Consider the following 24,174-nt stretch of genomic DNA (forward strand, 5'->3'; position numbering starts at 1 on the left):
TCTGTCTCAGTTTGGTATCGGTCGCGCCGCGCCGCCAGGGTGGGGCGGTGTGATCAGACCTCGCCCCAGACCTCCCGCGCGACCTCGATGCAGAGGGAAAGCTTGGCCCATTGCTGCTCGACGGTCAGGAGGTTGCCCTCCTCCGTGCTGGCGAAGCCGCATTGTGGGCTGAGCGCCAGCTGCTCGATCGGGCAGAACTTCGCCGCTTCTTCGAGGCGGCGCTTCAGCAGGTCCTTGCTTTCCAGCTCGCCGGTCTTGCTGGTCACCAGGCCCAAGACGACGGTCTTGCCCTTGGGCAGGAAGCGCAGCGGCGCGAAGGAGCCGGAGCGCTCGTCGTCATATTCCATGAAGTAGGCGTCGGAGTTGATGCCGTTGAACAGCACCTCCGCCACCGGGTCGTAGCCGCCGGCCGCGATGTGCATGGAGCGGAAATTGCCCCGGCACAGGTGCATGGAGATGGTCATGTCGGCCGGGCGCTTGGCGATCGCGGTGTTGATCAGCGTCGCGTAGGTCTGCAGCAGCCCCTCCACCTTCTCGCCGCGCGCTTCCAGCTGTTCCAGCTGATGCGGGTCGCAGAGATAGGCGATGTTGGTTTCGTCCAGCTGCAGGTAGCGGCAGCCGGCCGCGGCGAAGGCTTCCACCGCGCCGGAATAAGCGTTGCCGAGGTCGGCGAAGAAGCCGTCCATGTCCGGATAGGTGTGGGTGTCGACTGCCCGGCGGCCGCCGCGGAAATGCAGCACGGAAGGGGACGGGATGGTCATCTTGGCGACCGAACCGCCGGCATTCTCCGCCACGAAGCGGAAGTCATCCACCATCACCGGGGCGTCGTAGCGCAGCGGGCCGGTGACCTTCAGCCCGTAGGCCTTGGTCTGGCCGCCCTGGAACTGGATGCCCTGGTCGGATTCGTACATCTCCACGCCGCCCAGCCCGGCGAGGAAGTCGAAATGCCAGAAGGCACGGCGATATTCGCCGTCCGTCACGGCGCGCAGGCCGATCTCCTGCTGCTTGGCGATGGCGTCGCGAATGCAGCGGTCCTCGACCTCGCGCAGCGCGGCGGCGTCCAGGCGGTTCTCGGCACGGGCGACGCGGGCATCCCGCAGCTCCGGCGGGCGCAGCAGGCTGCCGACATGGTCGGCGCGGAAGGGCGGCTTGCCTTGAGGCATGTTCGGGGTGTCCTGCGACGGGCGTGGGTTGCCGCGCATGGCGCGGGGACGCCGATGCCCCGCCGCGGCCGATGATGGCCGGGCGGTTGCCACGGGCAGCCCCGGAGCGTCAAGCGGCAGGGCTTCCTGCGCCCCCGTCAGCAGCCCGGAATGCAGCGATGCGAGGTGCCGGAGGTCGTACGCTGCCCGGCGGAAGGGTCCACACCCGGACAGCTTATGTTGCGATGCAGCATAGCGCTCCCTATACTCTCACCTCGGTGCGGGAGGGCGAGGCCCTCGGCCCATGAGGAGGTTCGACATGGCCCTGTCGGTTGTTCAGTTCCGGGATTACCGGCGCCATCAGATCGAGCTGCTGGACCACGGCAAGGCGGGTTGTTCCGTGATCATCCACCCGCCCCGCTCCATGGGTGCCCCAAGGGAGGTCACCCGCGACAGCACCACCGTTACCCTGTCGGACCTCGTGCACCGCGCCAAGGCGGAGATCGACGCCGTGATGGGGCCGAAGCCCCTGCCCCGCATGGGCTTCAACCGACGCCCGAGCTACTGAGGCGTGGCCTGGCCCTTGGGGGAGCGGTTGAGCCGTCAGCCGCCGACGCTGGGCAGCAGGTAGGCGGTCGGGCACCGCGTCACCCCGCCGCCCCGGGCCAGGAACTGCGACACCAGCAGGTCGGACTCTGCGGGCTTCACGGGCGGCAGCCGCCGGCAGCGCTGCGCATGCGCCATGCGGCGTTCCCGCTCCGCCCGCATCTGTTCGGGCGCCGGCACGTCCGGGTGGAAAGGCGAATTGGCGGTCGTCGCGTCCTGCATACCGGGGCTCCCATTTTCGAGGCTTCGGTCAGGCTGACCTTCCCAGCTTGCCGGAACCTTAAACCGGCCCTCCGTTCAGCGTTTCGTGATCATGGCGCATGGCGGCGTGAGCGCGCCAAAGCCTAGGGCAGGACGCAACGGCGCCCTGCCCCGGTGCCCGGACCATCGGGCCGAGTGGCCCCCCTCCGGTCAGCCCGGACCGGCAAGCTGCTTCTGCGTGCCCTGCCGCACTCGCAGCGCCGCCAGCCGGTCGCCCAGGCTGGTGGGCGTCGAACCGGCACCCGAGGCGGCCGCCATCGCCGCGGCGATGTTGGGGTCGTCCTTCTCGGGCCGCGTCGGCGTCAACAGCTTTGCCTTCGCGTTGGCGGCCTCGGCATGCGCCAGGTCGCGCGCCGCGGCGTCCTGCATCGCCTTCAGCGCCACGTTCAGCCCGCTGGTGGCCCCCGAAAGCCCGGCGGCCTGCCGGGCCGCCTCGGCCCGGCGCTCGGCCGCCTCGCGCTGGGCATCGGCGCGGGTCATGTCGAGCTGCGCCCGGGTCAGGTCGGTGCGGGCGGCGCGCAGCTTCTGCCCGGCCTGGTCGTAGGTCTGCTGCAGGGTCTGCAGGAACTCCGCCGCGTCCACGGCGTCCTGCTTCTCGCGCTCCACCTCGGGTGCCATTTCCTCCAGCATGGAGAGCAGCGTGGCGAGCGACTTTTCCAGCTCGGCCCTGCGGGTCGGGTCGGCTTCGGCCTCCGCGCGCGTTTGCAGTTGCTCGGCCGCGGCGAAGCGCTGCTGCGACAGGGCCTGGATGGTGTCGGCTTCCTTCTTCTCCTTGTCGTAGGCCTGCCGCGCCTCGGCGACCCGCATGCCCAGCTGGTCGAGGTGCTGCTCCATGGTGCGCAGCTCCGCCTCGGTGGCCGATTTCGGGTCCCAGCGGACGATCGCCTCGACGGCGTTGTTGACGGCCTGATCGGTCTTCACGCCGACGAGGTTGCGGATGAATGCGAGCATGGGTTCTGGCCTTCTTTCTTCCCGGGTTCGTTCAGCCGGCCATCGCGCCGGCGTTGAGCAGCGCCACCGCGAGCTGGATACCCACCAGCGTGCAGGCCACGGCGGCGTTGCCGTCCTCGATCATCCCGCGCAGCCCGCGGATCAGCACCGTGCAGGCGGAAAAGGCGAGGAGCTGGATCACCAGGGCCACGAGGCCCCAGATCAGGATGTCGAGCGTGGCGCGGCTGGTGGCCAGGGTCGCCGCCAGTGGCAGGGCCAGCGACACCAGCGTGCCGGCCAGCACGATGCCGGCGGCGATGTTGCCGGCGCGGATCAGCCGCATCTCGTGAAACGGCGTGATGGCCATATAGACGGCCACGCCGATGCAGAGCAGCGCCAGCGTAACCGCGAACTGCGTCACCAGCACGGGCAGGCCCGCTCGCAGGGCTTCCAGGATCACGTCCATGGGTTCTTCGATCGTCCTTCGGGCGTTGCCGTGGGTCAGGCCAGGGACAGCGAGGCGAGGCTGACATCGAGCCCCGCCCGCACCTCCACCCAGGCCTGGCTGCCATCCTGGATCGCGGAAACCAGGATGTATTCGGTTTGCGGCGCCGGGGCCGGCGCCCCGGTCGGGGCGGCATAGAGCATCGCCTGGCTGCGCACGGTGCGGGTGCCCTGCGCCGAGGCCACTTCCTCCACCAGCTCGCGCGGCTCGACCCGCGACTGGCCCGGCGACCAGGCGCGGCCGTAAAGCTTGCCGTCCTTGGTCTGGAATTCCGGCCAGCCGATCATGCCTTCCCGCGGGTCCAGCCAGGCGCCCCATTCGGCCTCGTCCGCCGGGGTCACCTCGTCCAGCACGGCGAAGTATCGGCACTCATCCGGTTCGCCGTCCCGGCCGACGTGCAGCTGGAACATGGCCCGCCCTTCCGGCAGGTAGAGCCGGACCAGCCGCCCTGCCCCGCTCTCGGCGATCTGGCCGACCTCGGTGACGCTCACCACCTCGCCGCCGTTGGAGGGGCTGGGCACGTGGGTCGATCCCGCGGTCAGGAGGAAGGGGGTGGGGTCCACCGTCAGCGTCATGCCCACCCGGAAGCGCGAGGGCGTGTAGCCCTCCCCTGACGCCTTGTGGCGCAGCATCTCCGCGCCGCTGCGCAACGTGCCTGCCGGTCCCATCCCGCCGCTCCCCCCGATGCTGCCCGTGTTCCCCGCGGCGCGCGACCGCCGCCAGGCCAGGAGGCCCAGCAGCCCGCCGCCCACCACCACGACCCCGATCACCGAGACGGGGATGCCGCCTCCGCCGCCGGCCGGCTCGACGCTGGGCGTGCGGCGGTCCGCCGCATCCGCCGTCCCGGTGGCCACCTCCGGCGGCACGCCCGGCGGCAGGTAGTTCGGGTCGCGCGGCTGATCGCGCGACTCCGCCAGCCGGCGGTCGAGGTCGTCCAGGCTGGCCCGCATCTGGGGATCTTCCTGGGCGCGCTGCTCGGCGTCCCGGCGCCACTCGCGGAAGCCGGGATCGTCCTGGTGGTTGCGGAAAAAGTCGGCGTGGCCGGACTGCGACAGGGTGCTGAGCAGGAAATACAGGAAGGCCGCGTCCCACATGCCGAAGGAGCGCGGGCCGTTCATGACGTTGCCCGGCACCTGGTAGCCGCGGTTGCGGTACCAGCCACTCGACACGTCGCTCGGCCAGCTGGAGCGCGGGGCGGGCCGGTAGCCGCCGGCGGTGCTGCCCCAGCCCCCCGTGCCCCAGCCTCCGCCGGCCGAGGGCTGCGAGGTCGCCGGCGGCCGCGCCGCCTGTTCCGCCCTTTGCCGTTCGCTTTCCGCGCGCTCGCGCATCCGGCGCAGGACGTCGCCCGATTGTTCGCGCGTATAGGACCGGTCGCCGGCCGAGCTGCCGTAGCCCGGCACCACCGAAGGACGCCGGCTGCCGAAGGAGCCGCCGGAACCCGGGAGGCTGTATCCGCCCGAGGAGGAGCTTCGGCTGTAGCTGCTGGAGGACGGTGTCCGGGAGCTGCTGCCGAAGCTGCTGGAGGACGGCGTGCGCGAACCACCGCTGGGGCGCGAATAGCCGCCGCTGGAGCGTGACTGCGCCTGGGCTTCCGCGCTGGGGAAAAAGGGCGGCACCGGCAGGAGCGTGCCGACAACCAGCGTCACGCCCAGCCAGCGGGCAAGCAATCCTGGGCGCATCATCCCTCTGCGAACCTTCCACCGGGCGTCTGGTTGCAGCACCGGCTTGAGGGCCAGGATAACGGCTGCCGTAACGATAGCCAGGGCTCAGGGCTGGCACGGGCGCGGCCCGCGAACGCCGGGCGACTTGGCTGCGCTGGCACCAGCCCGACCCGCTGCAGCATGCTCCGGGGAGGTACCCCGGCCAGAGCGGATCAGCACATGCCGGGGTAGTCCCACCGGCACTTCATCTTACCTTCTGCCACCTCGTGACCAAGCGGCCGCCATCTCAGATCTTGTGCTCGCCTTATCGGTTTAAGATGCACTATAACACTCGATATAGTTGTTAATCTCTGAAGAATTTCTCTTGTTAGGTTGTTAACGCCCTGTTACTCGATCTTGCATACGCAGCATGTCGCTTGCTGGGTTTGGTAGTCGGGCTCGAAGCGAGATGTCCGGACGGAGCACTCATGCCGTACAACAATGGCATCCCTACGGAGGGCAACAACCACTACTCCCCCGGCCTCAACAGGCTCGGGATCGACCCTGGCCTCAACGAGGCGCCGCCCAACGCCGTTAGCGACGACACGCTGGCCGGCGGTGACGGTTCGGACACCATGGTGATGGCCGACGGGGCGGTGACCTTCGCCGCACTCGCCTGCTTCGCGAGCGGCACGCGGATCGCGACCGAGCGCGGCCCGGTCGCGGTGGAGGATCTCGTCATCGGCGACATGGCACTGACCTGCTCCGGCCGTCACGGCGCTTCCGCGCCGGTGAAGCGGATCGGCTGGCGCCGCTTCGACCTGCTGCGCCATCCGCGGCCGGAGAAGGTGGCACCCGTGCGCATCCGTGCCGGCGCGCTGGGCGAGAACGTGCCGTCGCGCGACCTCGTGGTGTCCCCGGACCATTGCATGTGGCTCAAGGATTCGCTGGTGCCGGCGCGGCTGCTGGTGAACGGCACCACCGTCATCCGCGAAGCCGGCTACGCCCATGTGACCTACTGGCACGTGGAACTGGAGCACCACGACCTACTGGTGGCGGAGGGTGCCCTGTCCGAGAGCTACCTGGACACCGGCAACCGTCACGCCTTCAGCAACGGCAGTCAGGTCGAGATGCTGCACGCCGACTTCACCGAGGGTGACAGCGACGCGCGCCTGGCGCCTCGCCTGCCGGCCGATGGTGGCGAGGTGGCGAAGCTGATTCGTGCGGAACTGCAGCAGCGCGCGGACGAAATGGCTCTGGCCGAAGTGGCCTGAACCAGTCTTGGGGGCCGGCCGTCTGGTCGGCCCCTTTCTTTCCGGATCGCCCTGACACTCGGGAGCCTCGGCTGCACCGCGCAGACCCTGGGCGTCGATCCAGACTGCCGACCCGGACCGAGTTAACCGCGCAGCCTGTTGCAGCGCTCGCCACAGCAGCGGCCCGGAACGCGGGAACGGGCGATTACCGGCCTTTTGCTGTCCGGATATCGGCTGGAGCGGCTTGAACTTCCGGTCATTCCTCGCAGGGCCGCTGGGGAACCAGCTGAGAGTTGCCTGCTGCGCCTGTTGCGATGTCAGGCCGGTCCGCAGCTGCGGCGGAGATCCACGAGGGCACGGGGCTGCCCTACAACCGCTACACCGTCAACCACGACTGGCGGGAGGCCGCGACGAAGGCCGGCATCCCCAAGAGCCTTCAGTTCCGCGATCTGCGGGCGACCGCGGCCACGGAGCTCGCGGACGGCGGGGCCGACCTGATCGAGATGAGCACCCACACCGGACACCGGGACGCGAAGATGGCACGGCGATACGCCCGGCCGACCGCGGCGCAGATGGAGAGCGGCGCCAAGAAGCGGCTTGCCGGGCGCCAGAAAGCGGCCAGGGAAACCGGCGGGGAAGCAGGGAAACCGCCTCTACCCGGCAGGTCGCAAGATGCCGAACAGGATGGATAATGGTGCCGACGCCCGGGATTGAACCGGGGACCTACTGATTACGAATCAGTTGCTCTACCGCTGAGCTACGTCGGCGTGCCGGCGCTATCTAGACGCCCCGCACGCCGCCTGCAACTGCATCCCGGCGCGCTCATGCCGCACTCAGCGCCTGCCCGGCCGGGGTTCCCGTCCAGCCAATCCGCCCGGCCGTCCCGCAGTGATCGCAGACCGGTGCCCAGGACAGATGATCCGTGCCGCAGGCCGTGCAGCGCCAGACCGGCTCAGGCAGGGCTGCAGCCGCGGCGCGCAGCCACTTGGCCTCCGCGGCTCGGCCTGCCGGCGTGTCGCCCTGCTCGGCCCGTTCCAGCTCCACCAGCGCCAGGAAGGCCCGGCGATCGGCGCCTTCGCCGGCCACCAGGGCTTCCAGTTCCGTGCGGGCGCGGCCCACCAGGGAAGCATGCAGCGCCGCTTGCCCGACCAGGAGCCGGCTCTCGGGATGGGCACGGTTGGGCTGGGTCAGGCTCTCGGCCGCCTTGACCTGCTCCAGGACGTCGCCGCTGTCGGCCAGGAACTCGTGCCCGACTGCGGGATGCGGCCCGGCCTTCCAGGCCTCTTCCAGCACGCCCCGCGCGCGGCGGTCCTGCCCGGCAGCACGCAGGCGCGCGGCGAGCGCCAGAGCCGCCGGAGCGAAGGACGGATCCAGGCCAAAGGCGCGGCGCTCCAGTTCCGCCGCACGGTCCGCATCGGGCTCCTGCTGAGCCGCGGCCAAAGCCAACGCGGCCTGCGACATGCCGGGGGCGGAGAGCGCCAGGGCTTCTCGCCAGTCATGCGTCCGCAGCGCCAGGCGCGCCCGCTCCTCGCGGATCCAAGCGGCGCCGGGCTGCTCGGCCTCGGCCTCCCGGGCCAGGCGCTGCGCTTCCGGCCAGTCTTCCCGCTGCATGGCGGCGCGCAATAGCCCGCGCAGCCCCAGGAAGCGGGCGTCGTCCCGTTCCGACAAGGCGCGGAAGGCGTCGGCCGCCGCGTCCTCACGGCCGGACAAACGCTCGGCCTCGGCGGTCAGCAGCAGGGTATGCGGCGTGTCGCCCAGCAGCCGGCGCGCCTGCCGCACCTCCAGCCGTGCCTGGTCGGCACTGCCGGTCGCCAGCGCCACCAGGGCCCGGGTCACGGCGGCATCGCCTTCCACCCGGTTGCGGGCGGCCCGGCGAGCCCGCACGCGCGACGGCCAGGCGCGCAGCAGGGCCCAGCCGCGCAGCAGCCCGTAGAGCAGGACGAAACCCACCACCGCCGCGAGCAGGCAGAGCCAGAGCGGCACGGCCACGAAGACCTCGCCTACCCGCAGCTCGATCACGCCGCCCAGTTGGCGCAGGAACCACGCCGCGGCGATGCCGAGCGCCAGGAGGATCAGCAGCCCGATGGCGCGCAGCATCAGCGGGCACCCTCCGGCTGCGCGGGGCTGGGCGCAGCAGGGGCCGCGGCGCCCGCGGCGGGTCCGGGCTGGCCGCCCGCGGCGGGAGTACTGGCGGGCTGGGCCGGCGCGGCCGGCGTCCCTTCCGCCTGGGCCACGGTCAGGTCGCGCACGGCGTTGCGGGCGTCCAGCAGCCCGCGCGCCTGCCCCAGCCAAGCCGCCATCGCGGCCTTGGGTTCGGGCGGCAGCTGGTCGAGCCGCGCCACGGCACCGCCGAGGTCGCCGGCATCCAGCAGGTTGCGCGCCTGCTCCAGCTCGCCGGACACGGCGTCGCCCACCAGCACCTGCTCGCCGCGCCGCACCGTCACCAGCCCCTGGATGCGCGCCAGGGCGGAGTCGACCACGCCCTGGCCGCGCGGCTGCGCCACCGCGCGGGCCTCACGGGCGGCGTCCTCGAAGCTCAGGCGCAGCGCCGCTTCCGTGGGCGGCGCGGCAGTGGCGAAGCGCGCCAGGGCCGGTGCCGGAGTTCCCGGCAGGCCGGACAGGGCCGCGCCGAGCGGCCGGCCAGCCTCCAGCGCCGATTGCAGCGCGCCGCGCGCGGCCAGCAGGCCGACCCGGCGTTCGGCATTCTCGGCCTGGCGCACCCTCGCGTCGAACACGGCCAGCCGCTGGTCCAGCGCCGCGTTCTGCGCGCCGATGCGACGGTCTAGCTCGCCGGAGGCGGCCTCCACCCGCTGGGCGATGCTCTGGTCGAGCGCCTGCAGCCGCGGGGTGATGGCCTGTTCCGCCGCCGCTAGCCGCTCGGCCAGCTGCCGCTGCGCCTCGCCCAGCCGCTGCGACAGGGTGCGGTCGGTTTCCGCGGCGCGGGCTTCCGACCGGCGCTCCGCCTCGCCGGCGCGGGACTCCGCTGCGGCCAGACGGCTCTCGATCTGGCGCCCTGCCTCGGTGGCGCGGGCTTCCATCGCGGCGACGCGTGCCTCGATCTGCCGGTCGGCATCGCCGGCGCGGCTTTCCAGCGCGGCGACGCGCTGCGTGGCCGCGGCCTCGACGCCCGCCACGTGCTCCTCCAGCCGGCGCACCGCCTCGGCGCTGCCGGTTTCGATGGCCGCGACCCGGGCGGTCAGCGCCTCGATGGCCGTCTTGTTGGACGGGTCGCCGGGCGGACGGGCCGCCAACTCCTGGGCGGTGCTTTCCAGCGTGGCGAGGCGCCGCTCGTTGCCGGTCAGCCGTTCCGGCAGGCCGGCGGCGGGGTCGGGGCGGGTTTCCAGCGCCCGCACCTGCTGCGGCAGCCGTTCCAGCGAGGCGAGCCGCTCGTCCAGGCTCTCGATCCGGGTGCGCAGGTTCTCCGCCGGCCGCACGGAACTGCTCGGCCAGGCGAACAGGAAGAACAACGCGCCCCCGAGCACCACCACACCCGCGAGGATGGGCAGCACGGCCGGGTCCAGCCGGCGGGGGGCCGGGCCGCGCGGCAGGCCGGCCGGGGCCGGCGCGCTGCCCGGTCCCGCCTCGGCGGCAGGGGTGGTGGCGGGTGCGGGGTTGTCACTCATGAAACGGCCACGGATCCTTCGAGGTGGGCCGGCCCGAGGAGGGCCAGCAGGGCATCCTGGTCCGGGCGCGCAGCGATGCGGACGGAGCGCCAGGGCAGCCCCGCCAGCACGGATGCCACGCGCCCGCTCAACGCCAGCGCATCGATCGCGGTTGCCGCGTCCTGGCCGCCGCCATCCCGCAACAGCCGGACGGCGTGGGCCGCGGAACGCGGCGAGGTGAACAGCGCGGCGCGCAGCCCGCCGGTGGACAGGGCGGCCCGCGCCCCGTCCGGCAGCGACGGCGCCGGGTGGGCAGCATAGGCGACCCGGCGGATCACCCGGAAGCCCCGCCCCCGCAGCGCCGCGGCGAGGTCGGTGGCGTAGCCCTCCCCCACCGCCAGCAGCAGCGGTCCCGCCGCCGGGTCGAGCTGCGCCGCGGCGAGCTCGCACAGGGCCGCCGCGTCGCCGCCAGCCGCCAGCACCCACGCCGCGCCGCCCTCGCGCGCCGCTGCGGCCGTTGCCTCGCCCACCGCCAGCACGGTGCGGCCGTCCAGCTGTCCGGCCAGGGCCCGGGCCGCCGCGCGGCTGGTCAGCAGCACCGCCTGCGCCCGCGGCAGCGCCCCGGGCCGGGGTTGCAGCACCAGCGCGGGGGCGAGCACGGGATGCCAGCCCAGCGCCGCGACCCGGGCGGCCGTTTCCGTGGCCCCCGGCTCCGGACGGGTGATCAGGCAGCCCGCCGGTGCGGCATCGGCCGGAGCCAAGGGAAGGGCGTCAGCCGAAGATGTCGGAAGGGCTGTCGGCGCGCAGCTCGCGGCCCAGCTCGTCGCCAAGCGCTTTTGCGTCGCTCGCGGCGCCGTGCAGCGCGCGCTTGAGCAGAAAGGAGCCATCCGGCCGGGCCACCAGCCCGGTCAGCCGCAGCTGCCCGTCCGGCAGCAGCTTGGCATAGCCGCCGATCGGCGTGCGGCAGGACCCGTCCAGCGCCGCCAGCAGCGCCCGCTCGGCGTGCGACACCGCCCGCGCTTCCGGGTCCTCGATGGCCGAGAGCAGTTCGCAGAGTTCCCGGTCGCGCTCGCGCACGGTGACGGCCACGATGCCCTGGCCGGCGGCGGGCACCATCGCCTCGGGGTCCAGCACCACCATGCCCTCCGGCTGCATCTCCAGCCGGCGCAACCCGGCCAGGGCCAGCATGGTGGCGTCCACCTCGCCCGCCGCCAGCTTGCCCAGCCGTCCCTGCACGTTGCCGCGGATCATGGTCACCCGCAGGTCGGGCCGGGCATGCAATATCTGCGACTGCCGGCGCAGGCTGGCCGTGCCCATCAGCACCCCGGCCGGCAGGGTGCCCAGCGGGTCGGCGGGGTCCAGCCCGGAACAGTTCGGCCCGGGGATCAGCACGTCGCGCGCGTCTTCCCGCTTCAGGGTGCAGGCCAGGGCGATGCCCGGCGGCATCTCCGTTTCCAGGTCCTTGAGGCTGTGCACCGCGAAATCGATGCGCCCGTCCAGCAGCGCCTCGTGGATCTCCTTGGCGAAGAGGCCCTTGCCGCCGATATCGGCCAGGCGGCGATCCTGGATGCGGTCGCCGGAGGTGGTGATGACGTGCTCCTCGAAGGCTTCCGCGATGCGGAGCACGGGGCAGAAATGCGTCACCAGCCGCAGGAAATGCCGGGTCTGCCACAGCGCCAGGGGCGAGCCGCGAGTGCCGACGCGCAGCGGCATCCCCCGCCCGCGCGGGTTGACCCGGGGATGCGCGATGGCCGGCGCCTCCGCACTGGCGGGCAGCGCCGTTCCTGCGGCCGTGGCGGGGTGGGCAGACAACATGGGGCGCGTCATAGAGCCGCCTCGCCGATCGGGGAAGCAGTGGGGTACGCGATGCAGGAGAGCGTGATCGGCGGCCCTCCGGGCGCGCCGTTGGCCGGGCCGGTGCTGGGGCTGGAAAGCAGCTGCGACGAGACCGCCGCCGCCATCCTGGCACCCGACGGCCGCGTGCTGGCGGAAACGCTGCTGAGCCAGGTGGTGGAACACGCCCGCTTCGGCGGCGTGGTGCCCGAGATCGCCGCCCGCTCGCACCTCGTCCACCTGCCCGCGCTGTGCGCGCGCGTGCTGGAACAGGCCGGGCTGCGGCCGGGGCAGCTGGGCGGCGTGGCCGCGACCTCCGGGCCCGGCCTGATCGGCGGGCTGGTGGTGGGGGCCAGCTTCGGCAAGGGCATCGCCCTGGCGCAGGGCCTGCCCTTCGTGGCGGTGAACCACCTGGAAGCCCACGCCCTGACGCCCCGCCTGCCCGGCTTGCTGGAGCAGGCACCCGCCTTTCCGTACCTGCTGCTGCTGTTGTCCGGCGGGCACTGCCAGTGCGTCGCGGTGGAAGGGCTGGGCCGCTACCGGCGCCTCGGCACCACGCTGGACGACGCGGTGGGCGAGGCCTTCGACAAGGCGGCCAAGCTGCTCGGCCTGCCCTGGCCGGGCGGGCCGCACCTGGAACGGCTGGCGGCTGCGGGCGACCCCGGACGCATTCCCCTGCCCCGCCCGATGCTGGGCCGTCCCGGCTGCGACTTCTCCTTTTCCGGCCTGAAAACCGCCGTGGCCCAGGCGGCCGGGCGCCTGCCCGAAGGTGGCAGCGGCCGGGCCGACCTCGCCGCCGCCTTTCAGGCTGCGGTGGCGGCCGTGCTGGCCGACCGGGCGCGCAACGCCCTGCGCATGGCCGGATCGCCGACCGCCCTGGTGGTGTCGGGCGGCGTCGCCGCCAACGGCGCCGTGCGCGCCGCCCTGGCCGGGGTCGCGGCGGCCGCCGGGCTGCCGCTGGTGGCGCCGCCGGTGCGGCTCTGCACGGACAATGCGGTGATGGTGGCCTGGGCCGGGATCGAGCGGCTGCGCGCCGGCCTGCGTGATCCGGTGGACCACGCCCCGCGCCCGCGCTGGCCGCTGGACGAGATGGCGGCGCCGGCCGGCTGAAGGCGCGCGCCTGGGTCGCGGTCCGGCCAGCGGCGACCTTCGGCCCGGGCGCGGTGGCTGCGTCGGGCAACACGGGCTACACGCCCCTCGCCGCTCCGGCGCGGCACGCCTTCACGCCGGAACCATCGTCGGGCAGCCGGATCATCGGGATGAACTACCGCCACGCCTTTCACGCCGGGAACTTCGCCGACTGCGTGAAGCACGCGCTGCTGCACCATGTCCTGACGGCATTGTGCCGCAAGCCGGCGCCGTTCCGCGTGCTGGACGCCCATGCCGGCATCGGCCTCTACGACCTGCGCGACGAGCGTGCCGCCCGCACTGGGGAATGGCAGCGCGGCATCGGCCGGCTGGGGGACGTCACGACCGGACCGCTGGCACCCTGGCTGGAACTACTGCGCACCCAGGGCTGGCCGCCGCTCTATCCCGGCAGCCCGGCGCTGTGTCGGGCCCTGCTGCGGCCCGACGACCGGCTGGTGCTCTGCGAATTGCACCCCGAGGACCAGCTCACCCTTCGCGGCGCCCTCGGCCGCGACGGGCGCGTGGCGGTGCATGCGCGGGATGGCTGGGAAGCCGCCGCGGCGCTGACGCCGTTTCCCGAGAAGCGCGGGCTGCTGCTGCTGGACCCGCCCTTCGAGCAGGACGGCGAGTTCGACCGCCTGGCCGACACGCTGCGCGAGGTGTGGCGGCGGTTCCGCGGCGGGGTGCAGCTGGCCTGGTACCCCGTGAAGCACCGCGCCCCCGTGCGCGCCTTTCACGACGCGCTGCGCGACAGCGGCATGCGCGACGTACTGGCCTGCGAGCTGTGGCTGCGCGAGCCCACCGACCCGACCCGCCTGAACGGCTGCGGCCTGGCCGTGGTGAACCCGCCCTGGACGCCCGAGGGCGGCTTCGAGGCCGCCGCCCGCGCCATCCTGGCCGCGCTGCTGGACCGCCTTGGCGAGGGTGAGCGCGGCCAGGGCTTCGCCGTGACGCGGCTGTGCGATGAGTGACGCCCCCCTCGCGGTGATCGGCGCCGGGGCGTGGGGCACCGCGCTGGCGATCCAGGCGGCGCGCAGCGGCCCGGTCGCGCTCTGGGCCCGCGACCCCGCCCGCGCCGCGGCGATGCGCGGGGCCGGCGAGAACCCGCGCTTGCCCGGCGCCGCCCTGTCCGGCCTGCGCATCACCGCCGACGCGGCCGAGGCGCTGGCGGGCGCCGCGCTCTGCGTGCTGGCGGTGCCCGTGCAGCACCTGCGCGCCACCCTGGCCGCGCTGTCCCCCGCGCTGCCGCCCGCGGTGATGGTGGCCAAGGGGGTGGAGGCGGGACGGCTCGCCCTGCCGCTGGAGATCGTGGCGGATTGCCACCCCGGCCTGGCAGCGGCGGTGCTGTCCGGCCCCAACTTCGCGCACGAGGTCGCGGCCGGCCTGCCCGCCGCGGCCACCCTGGCCAGCGACGACCCGGCCCTCTGCGACCTGGCCGCCGCGCGCCTGTCCACCCCGGGCTTCCGGCTCTACGGCAGCGCCGACCCGCTGGGGGTGCAGCTCTGCGGCGCGGCCAAGAACGTGGTGGCCATCGCCGCGGGCGCCGCGATCGGCGCGGGGCTGGGCGAGAATGCCCGCGCCGCGCTGGTGGCCCGCGCGCTGGCGGAGATCGCCCGGCTGGTGGTGGCCTCCGGCGGGCGGGCGGAAACCGCCTCGGGCCTGTCGGGGCTGGGGGACCTCCTGCTGACCTGCACCGGCAGCAGCAGCCGCAACTTCGCGTTGGGCCATGCCCTCGGGCGCGGGGTGCCGGCGGCGGAAGCGCTCGCGGGCAGCAGCGGCGTGGTGGAAGGCGCCGCCACCGCCCCGGCCCTGCTGGCCCGGGCCGAGTCCCGCGGGGTGGAGATGCCGGTCTGCGCCGCCGTGGTGGCGGTGCTGGACGGCCGACTCAGCGTGCGGAGCGCGGTGGAGCGCTTGATGGAGCGGCCGCGCCGCGGCGAGTAGCGGCGGCGTCCCGGACGCGCGGCGGCTCGGGGCGGGTCGGGCGGCCGGCACTGGCCGGGACGTTGCGGGCCGCGGCGTCGCGGCCGCTGCCCCCGGCGGTCGGCCGCGGCGCGGGCGTGTCCGCGCGTCCCGGGGGAGTGGCGGCAGCGCGGGCGGCCGGCGTGCCGCTCCGGCGCTCGGGGCCAGAGGTGCGGGACGGTGCCGGCGCGGTGGCACGTCCTGCGGCTGCGGCCCGCGGCGCGGAGTCCTGCCCTGTTGGCCGAGCAGGGCTACGCGGTGCCGGTGGCCCGAAGCTGGCGCTGCGGGAAGCGGGCCGGGCGTCCGTCGCAGCCGCACCTTCCGGGGCCGGACCGCGCGGCGCAGGTGCCGTCGGCGCCGCGCTGCCCGATGCCGGACTCGCCGGCGGCGCGCCGCGCCGTGACGGCAGAGCGGGCACGGCGACCGCCGCGAGCACCCCGGTGGGCGAGGCAGCAACGGCTGCGGCCGCCGCGGCACCTGCTGCCGCGATCACAGTGGACGGGATCGCCGAGGTCGCGGCGGCGGGAGCCGCCGAAGTCGCGGTGTTCGGGACCGTCGGGGTCACGGCTGCGCCGGTACCCGTCGCCGGCCCCTCGCTCCCTGCCCTGCCCGGGGTTGCCGCGGCGGGACCCTCCGGCGATGCCGCGGCGGCGTCCAAAGGCGGGGCCGGTGCGGCGGGGTCGCCCCAGCGCCCTGTCACCTCGCCGCCGAGCCAGCGGTCGCGCAGCGGCCGGAACGGCGCCAGGGCGGCATCCAGGGCCGAATCGGCTGCGGCCTGGGCACGCAGTTCCAGCCCGGCCGCCGCGGACAGGACAGGCCGGTCCTCCAGCCAGAAATCCTGCTGCGGCACGCCGGCCAGCGCAGCAATGCGGCTGGGATCCTGCGTCGCGGCGAAGATGAAGCGGGTCAGGCGCGCCAGCGCCTCGGCCTCCGGCGGCGCGAGGCTGACGCGGTTGGCCGCCGCCAGCCGTTCCAGCGCCGCGATCGGCGCCAGCGCGAACAGGTGGTAGTGCAGCGCCAGCGCGCCGCGCGCGGCTTCCTGCGGCAGGGCGCCTTCCGCCGTGACCTGGGCCAGCTGCTGTCGCAGCTTGTCCAGGCCCCAGTCGAACAGTTCGCGCTTGTTGGCGGCAATACCGGCCGCTGCCACCGCCAGCCCGGCCCAGGCCGCCTGGTTGTTCAGCGCGTCGGAGATCCGCGCCTGGGAGGAACGATCGTAGCGCGGCCGCACCGCCTCGGCCACCTGGCCGAGCCAGCGCCCCACCCGCCCGGCCGAAACGGGGTCGAGCCCTTCCGCGTCGCGGATCGCCAGGAAGGCCAGCGCCGCGCCGGCCAGGGTCCAGACCCGGTGGTAGCTGCCCTGCAGGTTGGTGCCGCCCAGCAGCGCGCCGCCCTTGGCCCAGTTGTCCAGCGTGCTCAGCGCGCAGGCGGCGGCGCGCCGCTCGCCGGCCCGGCGCCGGGCCGCCGCGCCCTGCACCACGTCCAGCCAGGTGTTCATGCCGGCCTGCACGGCCCGGTCGGCGGCCAGGCGCTGCGGGTCGGGGCGGGACCAAGCGGGATCGGCGTAGAAGGCCACGCCCTCGATGTTGCGCATGGCTTCCGGCGCGGCGGGGCAATCCGTGGCCGGGCGCGTCACCGGCGGCAGCGGCGCGAAGGGGGATCGCAGCGGCTCCGCCGCCGCGGCGAGGCCGGGCAGCAGCGCCAGGGCCGACAGCAGCCAGGGGGCGAGCCGCGCGCCGCGCGAGGGGTTCAGGCGTCGCTCCCGAACAGCGGCAGGGCGCCCTGGTCTTCCTGCAGGCGGCGCGGGCGCTCGCGGTCGGCGCGCAGCCGCAGCAGCTCGTTCAGCATGCGGTCCATGGTGACCCAGATCGGCTCGTCGCCGCGGCGTTCCTGCATCACCAGCCGGTGCGCGGCCAGGGTGACGTTGAGCGTGCCGCGCGTGGTTTCCGGGCGCGGCATGCGCATCTGCACCAGCGCCTTCTCCACCTCCTCCAGCGGCACAGCCAGCTGCTCGGCGATCTGCGCCGGCTCCAGCCCGCCGCGGCGCATGCGGCGGGCCTGCTCGACCTGCTTGGGTTCCAGCGCGATGGCGGGGCGCAGCGCCTGGGTGCGGCGGGACATTTCACCGGCGCCGGCACCGGGCGCCTTGCCCTTGATGGTCGGCATGGGCTGCGTGCTCCTGGTTGGCGGTATATGGACCGATTCGGCGGCGGCTTTTCAATCCCCCCGCAGCGCCGCCCCGGCCGCCAGCGGCGCCAGCGGCAGCGTCGCGGCGCAGATCGCCGCCAGCAGCAGCAGGTAGGGACGCGGCGACAGCCCGGCCGCCGCGGCCTCGATGGCGGCGGCGGCAAAGATCGCCACCGGCACGGACAAGGGCAGCACCAGCACCGGCAGCAGCGCCGCGCCGCGCCGCGCCCCCATGGTCAGCGCCGCCCCCAGCGTGCCCAGCAGCGACAGCGCCGCCGCCGCCAGCGCCAGTGCCAGGCAGGCGGCGGGCCAAGCCGCGGGGTCGAGGTTCAGCATCGCCCCGGCCACCGGCGTCGCCACCACCAGCGGCACGCCCGTGGTCAGCCAGTGCCCGGCCGCCTTGGCCGCGGCCAGCCCCGCCGGCGACAGGCCGGACACCAGCAGCAGGTCCAGCGACCCGTCCTCGGCATCGGCGCCGAACAGCCGGTCCAGCGGCAGCAGCGCCGCCAGCAGCCCGGCCGCCACCAGCGCCCCCGGCGCCAGCCGCGCCAGCGCCTCCGGGCTGGGGCCGACGCCGAAGGGGAACAGGGCGCAGACCACCAGGAAGAACAGCACCGCCGACAAGGCGTCGCCCAGATGCCGCGCGGCGAGTTGCAGCTCCCGCCCCAGCACCGCGCGCCACGCCCTCACAGCGGCCAGTCCCGGGTGCCGGCCATGGGCAGCGGCAGGTGGGTCGCCGCCACCACGATGCCGCCCGCCGCGCGATGCTGCGCCAGCAAGGGTTCCAGCCGCGCCACCGAGGCCGCATCCAGCCCCACCGTCGGCTCGTCCAGCAGCCACAGCGCGGCCGTTCCCAGCGCCAGCCGCGCCAGGGCCAGCCGGCGCTTCTGGCCGGAGCTCAGGGTGCGCGCGGGCTGCTCGATCAGCGCTTCCAGTCCCATTGCCCGCGCGGCGCTGGCCGGGTCGCCGCCCAGCAGCGCGGCGGCGAAGCGCAGGTTCTCCCACACGCTGAGCGACGGCTTGGAAGCATCGAGGTGCCCGACCCAGCGCAGCCGGCGGCCATGCGCCGGCGGATCGGCGGCGATGTCCTGGCCGTCCCAGGCGACGCGGCCCCCGGCAGGCCGCAGCAGCCCCGCCAGTCCCCGCAGCAGCGACGACTTCCCCGCCCCGTTGCGCCCGGTCAGCACGATCGCCTCGCCCGGCGCAGCCCGCAGGTCGAGCCCCGAGATGACCACATGCCCGCCCCGGCGCAACGTGAGCTTCTCCGCCGTCAGCACGACCCCACCTGTCTGAGCCTCTCCCCTGGACCGGCAGCGGTCGCCATGCTTCAAGCCGATCCTAATCACATCAATGTACTTGCGAGGGGTTCTCAGCAAATGCGCATGATCGGGCAGGACAGCTTGCAGACCCGCCGGACCCTCTCGGTGGACGGCAAGGACTACTTCTACTTCAGCCTGCCCGAAGCCGGAAAGGCGCTGGGCATCGACGTCGCCCGCCTGCCCAACAGCCTCAAGGTGCTGCTGGAGAACGTGCTGCGCTTCGAGGACGGCCGCGCCTACACCGTCAACGACGCCAAGGCCTTCGGCGGCTGGTTGGAGAATGCCCGCTCCGACCGCGAGGTGCCGTTCCGCCCCGCCCGCATCCTGATGCAGGACTTCACCGGCGTGCCCGCGGTGGTGGACCTCGCCGCCATGCGCGACGGCATCCTCAAGCTCGGCGGCGACCCGCGACAGGTGAACCCGCTGGTGCCCGTGGACCTCGTGATCGACCACTCCGTGATGGTGGACGTGTCCGGCGAGGCCGACGCGCTGCAAAAGAACGTCGAGATCGAGTACCAGCGCAACGGCGAGCGCTACGAGTTCCTGCGCTGGGGCCAGTCCGCCTTCAACAACTTCCGCGTCGTGCCGCCCGGCGCCGGCATCTGCCACCAGGTGAACCTGGAGCACCTCGCCCAGGTGGTGTGGACCCGCAACGAGACCGGCGACACCTACGCCTATCCCGACAGCTGCTACGGCACCGACAGCCACACCACCATGGTCAACGGCCTGGGCGTGCTGGGCTGGGGCGTCGGCGGCATCGAGGCCGAGGCCGCCATGCTCGGCCAGCCCATCGCCATGCTGATCCCCGACGTGATCGGCTTCCGCCTGACCGGCAAGCTGCGCGAGGGCGTGACCGCCACCGACCTGGTGCTGACCGTCACCCAGATGCTGCGCAAGAAGGGCGTGGTCGGCAAGTTCGTGGAATTCTTCGGCGCCGGCTTGGGCAACCTGCCGCTGGCCGACCGCGCCACCATCGGCAACATGGCTCCGGAATACGGCGCCACCTGCGGCTTCTTCCCCGTGGACGAGGTGACGCTGGGCTACCTGCGCCTGTCCGGCCGCGAGGAGCACCGCATCGCCCTGGTGCGCGAATACTGCCAGGCGCAGGGCCTGTGGCGCGACGAGAGCACCCCCGACCCGCTGTTCACCGACACGCTGGAGCTGGACCTGTCCACGGTGCAGCCGTCGCTGGCCGGCCCGAAGCGGCCGCAGGACCGGGTGGTGCTGAGCGACGCCGCCAACGCCTTCTCGCGCGACCTGCCCGCGCTGGCCGGCGCCGGCCAAACGGCCGACATCGCCGCGCGCGTGCCGGTGGCGGGCGCCAACCATGACCTCGGCCACGGCGACGTGGTGATCGCGGCGATCACCTCCTGCACCAACACCTCCAACCCCTACGTACTGGTGGCCGCGGGTCTCGTGGCGCGCAAGGCGCGGGCCAAGGGCCTGCGGCCGAAGCCCTGGGTGAAGACCTCGCTGGCCCCCGGCTCGCAGGTGGTGACGGACTACCTGAACCGCTCCGGCCTGCAGGAGGATCTGGACGCTATCGGCTTCCAGACCGTGGGCTACGGCTGCACCACCTGCATCGGCAATTCCGGCCCGATCGACGACCACATCGTGGACGCCATCGAGACCAACAAGCTGGTGGCGGTGTCCGTGCTGTCGGGCAACCGCAACTTCGAGGGCCGCATCCACGCCAACGTGCGGGCGAACTATCTCGCCTCGCCGCCGCTGGTGGTCGCCTACTCGCTGCTCGGCACCATCACCAGGGACATCACCTCCGAGCCGATCGGCAAGGGCAGTGACGGGCAGGACGTGTTCCTGCGCGACATCTGGCCCTCCCAGGCCGAGATCGACGCGATCGTCGCTTCCTCCCTCGACCGGGAAATGTTCCAGTCCCGCTACGCCCATGTCTTCGAAGGCACGGAACAGTGGCAGGCCATCAAGGTCGAGGCGGACAGCGACACCTACCGCTGGAACTCCGGCTCCACCTACGTGCAGAACCCGCCCTACTTCGAGGGCATGACGATGGAGCCGGAGATCCGCGGCGCCATCACCGGCGCGCGCGTGCTGGCGGAGCTGGGTGACTCGATCACCACCGACCACATCTCGCCCGCGGGCTCCATCAAGAAGGCCTCGCCCGCCGGCGAGTACCTGCTGGAGCACCAGGTCCGGCAGGCCGACTTCAACTCCTACGGCGCGCGGCGCGGCAACCACGAAGTCATGATGCGCGGCACCTTCGCCAACATCCGCATCAAGAACGAGATGGTGCCGGGCATCGAAGGCGGCATCACCAAGCACCTGCCCTCCGGCGACATCATGCCGATCTACGACGCGGCGATGCGCTACAAGGCCGAGGATGTGCCGCTGGTCATCTTCGGCGGCAAGGAATACGGCACCGGCTCCTCGCGCGACTGGGCGGCCAAGGGCACCTTCCTGCTGGGTGTGAAGGCGGTGATCACCGAGAGCTTCGAGCGCATCCACCGCTCCAACCTGGTGGGCATGGGCGTGCTGCCCCTGACCTTCCAGAACGGCGAGGACCGCAAGAGCCTCAACCTGACCGGCGAGGAAACGATCGACCTCGTGGGCCTGGACGACATCAAGCCCCGCATGCAGGTGGAGATGGTGATCCACCGCCCCGACGGCACCGAGACGCGCACCCAGCTGCTGTGCCGCGTCGATACGGCCGACGAGGTCGAGTACTACCGCCAGGGCGGCATCCTGCACTACGTGCTGCGCTCCATGGCGGAAGCGCCGCAGGCCGCCTGATGCCCTGACCGCCGGAACGGGCAACCGTTCCGGCGAGGCCCGCGTTCGCCCCCGGGGTTTCCTGCCCCCGGAGGCCGGGGGCCCAATGACGCGCGCTGCGCTGATCCTGAACACCCGGGCGGGCACCATCCAGGCCCGCCCCGACATTCCCGAACTGGTCGAGGCCGCGCTCCGCGACGCCGGCTTCGACCTGCTCGTCATCGGCGAGGATGCGGCGGCCGACCTGCCCGGTCGGCTGGACCTCGCCCTGGCCAGCGATGCGACCCTGATCATCGTGGGGGGGGGCGACGGCACGCTGCGCAGTGCGGCGGGGCGCCTGGCCGGCACCGACCGGACGCTGGGGATCCTGCCGCTCGGCACGCTGAACCTGCTGGCGCGGGATCTCGGACTGCCGCTCGACCCCGTGGAAGCCGCGCGCCTGCTCGGGCAGGCCGCCGAACGGCGGATCGACCTGGGCGAGGTGAACGGCGAGGTTTTCGCCTGCCAGTCCGTGCTGGGCATGCCCAACGCCGTCGGGCGACACCGCCAGGCGCATCGCCGGCAACGCAGCCTGCTGTCCCGCCTACGCGTGATCGCCGGCATCGTGCGCGCCATGGGCCAGCCGCCGCTGCGGCTGGGCATGGTGGTGGCGGGGGAAAGCCGGGTGCGCCGGGTCTGGGCCCGCGCCCTTTCCGTGGTGAACAACCCCTACGAGAGCGGCGTCGGCCAGCTGTTCCATCGCCCGACGCTGGATGGCGGCACCCTGGCGATCTATCGCCCCCGCCGCTTCGGCCTGTTCTGGGCGTTGCTGATGATGCTGGCCATGGCGCTCGGGCGCTGGCGGGAGATGCGGGAGGTGGACATCCTGCATGCCCCCGCGGTCACCCTGCGATCCCGCCGCAAGCACCTGCGGGTAATGAACGACGGCGAGATGCTGATGCTGGCGACGCCGCTGCGCTACCGCATCCTGCCGCGGGCGCTGCGCGTGCTGGCGCCGCGGGCATGAGGCGCATCCACCACCTGTCCGACCTGCACTTCCCCCGGGTGGACGAGCGCGCGACGGCGGCGCTGGTGGACCACCTGAACGCCGACCCGGCGGACCTGGTGGTGGTGTCGGGCGACCTGACCATGCGGGCGCGGCGGCGCGAATTCGCCCAGGCCATGGAGTTCCTCCGGGCCCTGCGGGCGCCCTGGCTCGCCGTGCCAGGCAACCACGACATCCCGCTGTTCCGCCCCTGGGAGCGCTTCCTCGACCCGTTCCGCCGCTGGCGCGAGATGGTGCTCGACGACCTGGAACCCGCCTGGATCGACGAGGAGATCGCGGTAATCGGCCTCAACACCGTGAGCCGGGCGAACTGGCACGGATCCTGGGCGGACGGCGCCGTGCACCGGACCAACCTGTTGCGCCTGCTGCGGCGACTGCGGGACCTACCGGCGGACCCGTTCCGCATCGTGGTGGCGCACCATCCCTTCCTGCCATCCGTCCAATATCCCGAGACAGTGCTCGTTAAGCGCGCGAGTCGCGCCCTGACAGCGTTCCGGCGCGCAAAAACGCGGCTCGTCCTGTCCGGTCACTTGCATCAGACCTACACGAATCAGCTCACGAGCAGTGCGCTGAGCACGAAAGGCGTCTTCGTTGTCCAATCTGGCTCAACAACGTCTCTCAGACTGAGAGGAGAGGCAAATTCGTTCAATCATTTGGTGATATCTTCCTCTGAATGCAACTTAAAGGTGTATTGTTGGGAAGAAAATCAATGGAAAGAGGGGTCTAAGCACGAAATTTTCAGATACTGACGGAAAATTCGACTGGCTGTTCCGACCTGTCTCAATTATTGAGCAATTGACAGCAATCGATCGCCCGCGTTTGCCGTGGGCTGTCCGGAATAGGAAGTCCCCCCTTCATGAGCGGTACGAACGGTAACGACACGCTGCCCGGTACGGCGGGTGACGACGAATTCTTCGGCAATCTCGGCAATGACGTGCTGCTCGGCCTGGGCGGCAACGACACCCTGTTCGGCGGTGCCGGCGATGACGCGCTGGCGGGCGGCACGGGTCGTGACCAGCTGTACGGCAACAGCGGCGACGACGTGATCTCGGGCGGTGGCGGCGCCGACCTCCTGGACAGTGGCGCGGGCAACGACATCCTCGACGGCGGCGCCGGCGACGACTCGCTGTATGGCGGCACCGGCTTCAACATCATGTCCGGCGGCGCCGGTCAGGACACCGCCTTCTTCGGCGGCGCCTACCAGGACTACAACGTCACGGCCCTGGGCGATAACACCTACACCGTCGTCTACACCGGCAACGACCCGCAGTTCGCTTCCAGCAACTTCGTGCAGGAAGTCGAGAAGTTCGTGTTCGACGGCCAGGTGGTGATCCCCTGCTACGCCGCCGGCACCCTGGTCGAGACGCAGCGCGGCAACGTCGCGGTGGAAGACCTGCAGATCGGCGATCAGGTCCGCACCGTGTCCGGACGCCAGGGCGACTTCGCCCCGGTGACCTGGCTCGGCTGGCGCCGGGTCGACCTGCTGCGTCACCCGCGTCCGGAGAAGGTGAACCCGATCCGCGTCCGCGCCGGCGCCCTGGGCAACAACCAGCCCGTGCGCGACCTGGTCGTGTCGCCCGACCACTGCCTGTTCGTGGACGGCATCCTGGTTCCCGCCCGCCTGCTGGTGGACGGTCAGGCCGTGGTGCGCGAGGCCGGCTGGTCTTCGGTTACCTACTGGCACGTCGAGCTGCCGCAGCATGACCTGATGCTGGCCGAGGGTGTGGCTGCCGAGTCCTACCTGGACCGCGGCAACCGCAATGCCTTCGCCAACGCCGCCGTGCCCGCCATGCACCCGGACTTCGAGGGCACCGAGCCGGCCGACGCCTCGCTCTATGTCTGCCCGAAGACCACTTCGGCCAACGACCCGGCCCTGCTGGCGGCCCGTACCGCCATCGCGGCGCGCTGGATCGAGCAGCCGGCCGCTCGCGCGGCCTGAGGTTCGGCGCGCCGGCCAGGTGGACCACCCGCCTCGGCCGGAAGCGTCGCACGGAGATGGCGGCACCCTCGGGTGCCGCCATT

General features: G+C 72.8%; 23 protein-coding genes and 1 tRNA gene. 10 read left to right on the forward strand and 14 right to left on the reverse strand.

What is annotated here, in order from left to right:
• Positions 1-53: 53 nt before the first annotated feature.
• Positions 54-1,163, reverse strand: a complete 1,110-nt coding sequence (locus ACLIBK_RS15210) for a 5-methyltetrahydropteroyltriglutamate--homocysteine S-methyltransferase (protein ID WP_415388125.1) — start codon at positions 1,161-1,163, stop codon at positions 54-56.
• Positions 1,164-1,461: 298 nt separating this feature from the next.
• On the opposite strand from ACLIBK_RS15210, the gene ACLIBK_RS15215 reads away from it, so the two are divergent.
• Positions 1,462-1,710, forward strand: a complete 249-nt coding sequence (locus ACLIBK_RS15215) for a hypothetical protein (RefSeq protein WP_415388126.1) — start codon at positions 1,462-1,464, stop codon at positions 1,708-1,710.
• Between the two features lie 35 nt (positions 1,711-1,745).
• Here the strand turns inward: ACLIBK_RS15215 and ACLIBK_RS15220 are convergent, their stop codons facing one another.
• The 4 genes from ACLIBK_RS15220 to ACLIBK_RS15235 form a co-directional block, all read right to left on the reverse strand.
• Positions 1,746-1,970 (reverse strand): hypothetical protein, encoded by a 225-nt coding sequence (locus ACLIBK_RS15220; RefSeq protein WP_415388127.1) that lies wholly within the window; start codon positions 1,968-1,970, stop codon positions 1,746-1,748.
• A gap of 189 nt (positions 1,971-2,159) precedes the next feature.
• Positions 2,160-2,960, reverse strand: a complete 801-nt coding sequence (locus tag ACLIBK_RS15225) for a hypothetical protein (protein ID WP_415388128.1) — start codon at positions 2,958-2,960, stop codon at positions 2,160-2,162.
• Positions 2,961-2,991: 31 nt separating this feature from the next.
• A complete protein-coding gene (locus tag ACLIBK_RS15230) occupies positions 2,992-3,405 on the reverse strand; it encodes a DUF350 domain-containing protein (protein ID WP_415388129.1) in 414 nt (137 codons plus the stop codon).
• Between the two features lie 35 nt (positions 3,406-3,440).
• Positions 3,441-5,126 (reverse strand): DUF2491 family protein, encoded by a 1,686-nt coding sequence (locus tag ACLIBK_RS15235; RefSeq protein ID WP_415388130.1) that lies wholly within the window; start codon positions 5,124-5,126, stop codon positions 3,441-3,443.
• A gap of 446 nt (positions 5,127-5,572) precedes the next feature.
• Between ACLIBK_RS15235 and ACLIBK_RS15240 the strand changes: the two genes are divergently transcribed.
• Positions 5,573-6,358, forward strand: coding sequence for a Hint domain-containing protein (locus tag ACLIBK_RS15240; protein WP_415388131.1), 786 nt, complete (start codon positions 5,573-5,575; stop codon positions 6,356-6,358).
• Positions 6,359-6,651: 293 nt separating this feature from the next.
• Positions 6,652-7,029: a tyrosine-type recombinase/integrase gene (locus tag ACLIBK_RS15245; protein WP_415388132.1), complete on the forward strand. Its 378-nt coding sequence runs from the start codon at positions 6,652-6,654 to the stop codon at positions 7,027-7,029.
• Here the strand turns inward: ACLIBK_RS15245 and ACLIBK_RS15250 are convergent.
• From ACLIBK_RS15250 to hemC, 5 genes are all read right to left on the reverse strand, one after another.
• Positions 7,030-7,104, reverse strand: a tRNA-Thr gene (locus tag ACLIBK_RS15250).
• 55 nt (positions 7,105-7,159) lie between these two features.
• Entirely contained in the window at positions 7,160-8,434 is a 1,275-nt protein-coding gene (locus ACLIBK_RS15255) for a heme biosynthesis HemY N-terminal domain-containing protein (RefSeq protein WP_415388133.1), read from the reverse strand.
• Complete coding sequence (locus ACLIBK_RS15260; RefSeq protein WP_415388134.1) at positions 8,434-9,960, reverse strand: hypothetical protein; 1,527 nt, start codon at positions 9,958-9,960, stop codon at positions 8,434-8,436. The genes ACLIBK_RS15255 and ACLIBK_RS15260 overlap by 1 nt, the downstream gene beginning before the upstream one ends.
• Positions 9,957-10,700, reverse strand: a complete 744-nt coding sequence (locus tag ACLIBK_RS15265; RefSeq protein WP_415388135.1) for a uroporphyrinogen-III synthase — start codon at positions 10,698-10,700, stop codon at positions 9,957-9,959. The genes ACLIBK_RS15260 and ACLIBK_RS15265 overlap by 4 nt, the downstream gene beginning before the upstream one ends.
• Before the next feature lie 10 nt (positions 10,701-10,710).
• Complete coding sequence (gene hemC, locus ACLIBK_RS15270; protein WP_415388136.1) at positions 10,711-11,754, reverse strand: hydroxymethylbilane synthase; 1,044 nt, start codon at positions 11,752-11,754, stop codon at positions 10,711-10,713.
• A gap of 51 nt (positions 11,755-11,805) precedes the next feature.
• Here hemC and tsaD point away from each other — a divergent pair, with 51 nt between their 5' ends.
• The 3 genes from tsaD (at position 11,806) to ACLIBK_RS15285 (ending at position 14,841) form a co-directional block, all read left to right on the forward strand.
• Positions 11,806-12,882: a tRNA (adenosine(37)-N6)-threonylcarbamoyltransferase complex transferase subunit TsaD gene (gene tsaD, locus ACLIBK_RS15275; RefSeq protein ID WP_415388137.1), complete on the forward strand. Its 1,077-nt coding sequence runs from the start codon at positions 11,806-11,808 to the stop codon at positions 12,880-12,882.
• Positions 12,883-13,031: 149 nt separating this feature from the next.
• The gene (locus tag ACLIBK_RS15280) at positions 13,032-13,871 is read left to right on the forward strand and encodes a 23S rRNA (adenine(2030)-N(6))-methyltransferase RlmJ (protein WP_415388210.1); all 840 of its coding nucleotides are present in this window, start codon (positions 13,032-13,034) and stop codon (positions 13,869-13,871) included.
• The gene (locus ACLIBK_RS15285) at positions 13,864-14,841 is read left to right on the forward strand and encodes an NAD(P)H-dependent glycerol-3-phosphate dehydrogenase (protein ID WP_415388138.1); all 978 of its coding nucleotides are present in this window, start codon (positions 13,864-13,866) and stop codon (positions 14,839-14,841) included. Before ACLIBK_RS15280 ends, ACLIBK_RS15285 begins: the two co-directional genes overlap by 8 nt.
• On the opposite strand, the gene ACLIBK_RS15290 is transcribed toward ACLIBK_RS15285, so the two are convergent.
• The 4 genes from ACLIBK_RS15290 to ccmA form a co-directional block, all read right to left on the reverse strand.
• Positions 14,786-16,450 carry an alginate lyase family protein gene (locus tag ACLIBK_RS15290; protein ID WP_415388139.1) on the reverse strand — a complete coding sequence of 555 codons (1,665 nt, stop codon included), beginning with the start codon at positions 16,448-16,450 and terminating at the stop codon, positions 14,786-14,788. The two genes, ACLIBK_RS15285 and ACLIBK_RS15290, sit on opposite strands and share 56 nt — an antisense overlap.
• Positions 16,451-16,605: 155 nt before the next feature.
• A complete protein-coding gene (locus tag ACLIBK_RS15295; RefSeq protein ID WP_415388140.1) occupies positions 16,606-17,022 on the reverse strand; it encodes a hypothetical protein in 417 nt (138 codons plus the stop codon).
• Between the two features lie 51 nt (positions 17,023-17,073).
• Complete coding sequence (gene ccmB / locus ACLIBK_RS15300) at positions 17,074-17,733, reverse strand: heme exporter protein CcmB (RefSeq protein WP_415388141.1); 660 nt, start codon at positions 17,731-17,733, stop codon at positions 17,074-17,076.
• Positions 17,730-18,320 carry a heme ABC exporter ATP-binding protein CcmA gene (ccmA, locus tag ACLIBK_RS15305; RefSeq protein ID WP_415388142.1) on the reverse strand — a complete coding sequence of 197 codons (591 nt, stop codon included), beginning with the start codon at positions 18,318-18,320 and terminating at the stop codon, positions 17,730-17,732. The genes ccmB and ccmA overlap by 4 nt, the downstream gene beginning before the upstream one ends.
• Before the next feature lie 99 nt (positions 18,321-18,419).
• On the opposite strand from ccmA, the gene acnA reads away from it, so the two are divergent.
• The 4 genes from acnA (at position 18,420) to ACLIBK_RS15325 (ending at position 24,091) form a co-directional block, all read left to right on the forward strand.
• Positions 18,420-21,128, forward strand: a complete 2,709-nt coding sequence (gene acnA / locus ACLIBK_RS15310; protein ID WP_415388143.1) for an aconitate hydratase AcnA — start codon at positions 18,420-18,422, stop codon at positions 21,126-21,128.
• Positions 21,129-21,213: 85 nt separating this feature from the next.
• Complete coding sequence (locus ACLIBK_RS15315; protein WP_415388144.1) at positions 21,214-22,113, forward strand: diacylglycerol/lipid kinase family protein; 900 nt, start codon at positions 21,214-21,216, stop codon at positions 22,111-22,113.
• The gene (locus ACLIBK_RS15320) at positions 22,110-22,901 is read left to right on the forward strand and encodes a metallophosphoesterase family protein (RefSeq protein WP_415388145.1); all 792 of its coding nucleotides are present in this window, start codon (positions 22,110-22,112) and stop codon (positions 22,899-22,901) included. The genes ACLIBK_RS15315 and ACLIBK_RS15320 overlap by 4 nt, the downstream gene beginning before the upstream one ends.
• 107 nt (positions 22,902-23,008) lie before the next feature.
• Complete coding sequence (locus ACLIBK_RS15325; protein ID WP_415388146.1) at positions 23,009-24,091, forward strand: Hint domain-containing protein; 1,083 nt, start codon at positions 23,009-23,011, stop codon at positions 24,089-24,091.
• Positions 24,092-24,174 lie beyond the last annotated feature (83 nt).

This window comes from Roseomonas sp. BN140053, from assembly GCF_047690175.1.
Lineage (GTDB): Bacteria > Pseudomonadota > Alphaproteobacteria > Acetobacterales > Acetobacteraceae > Roseomonas.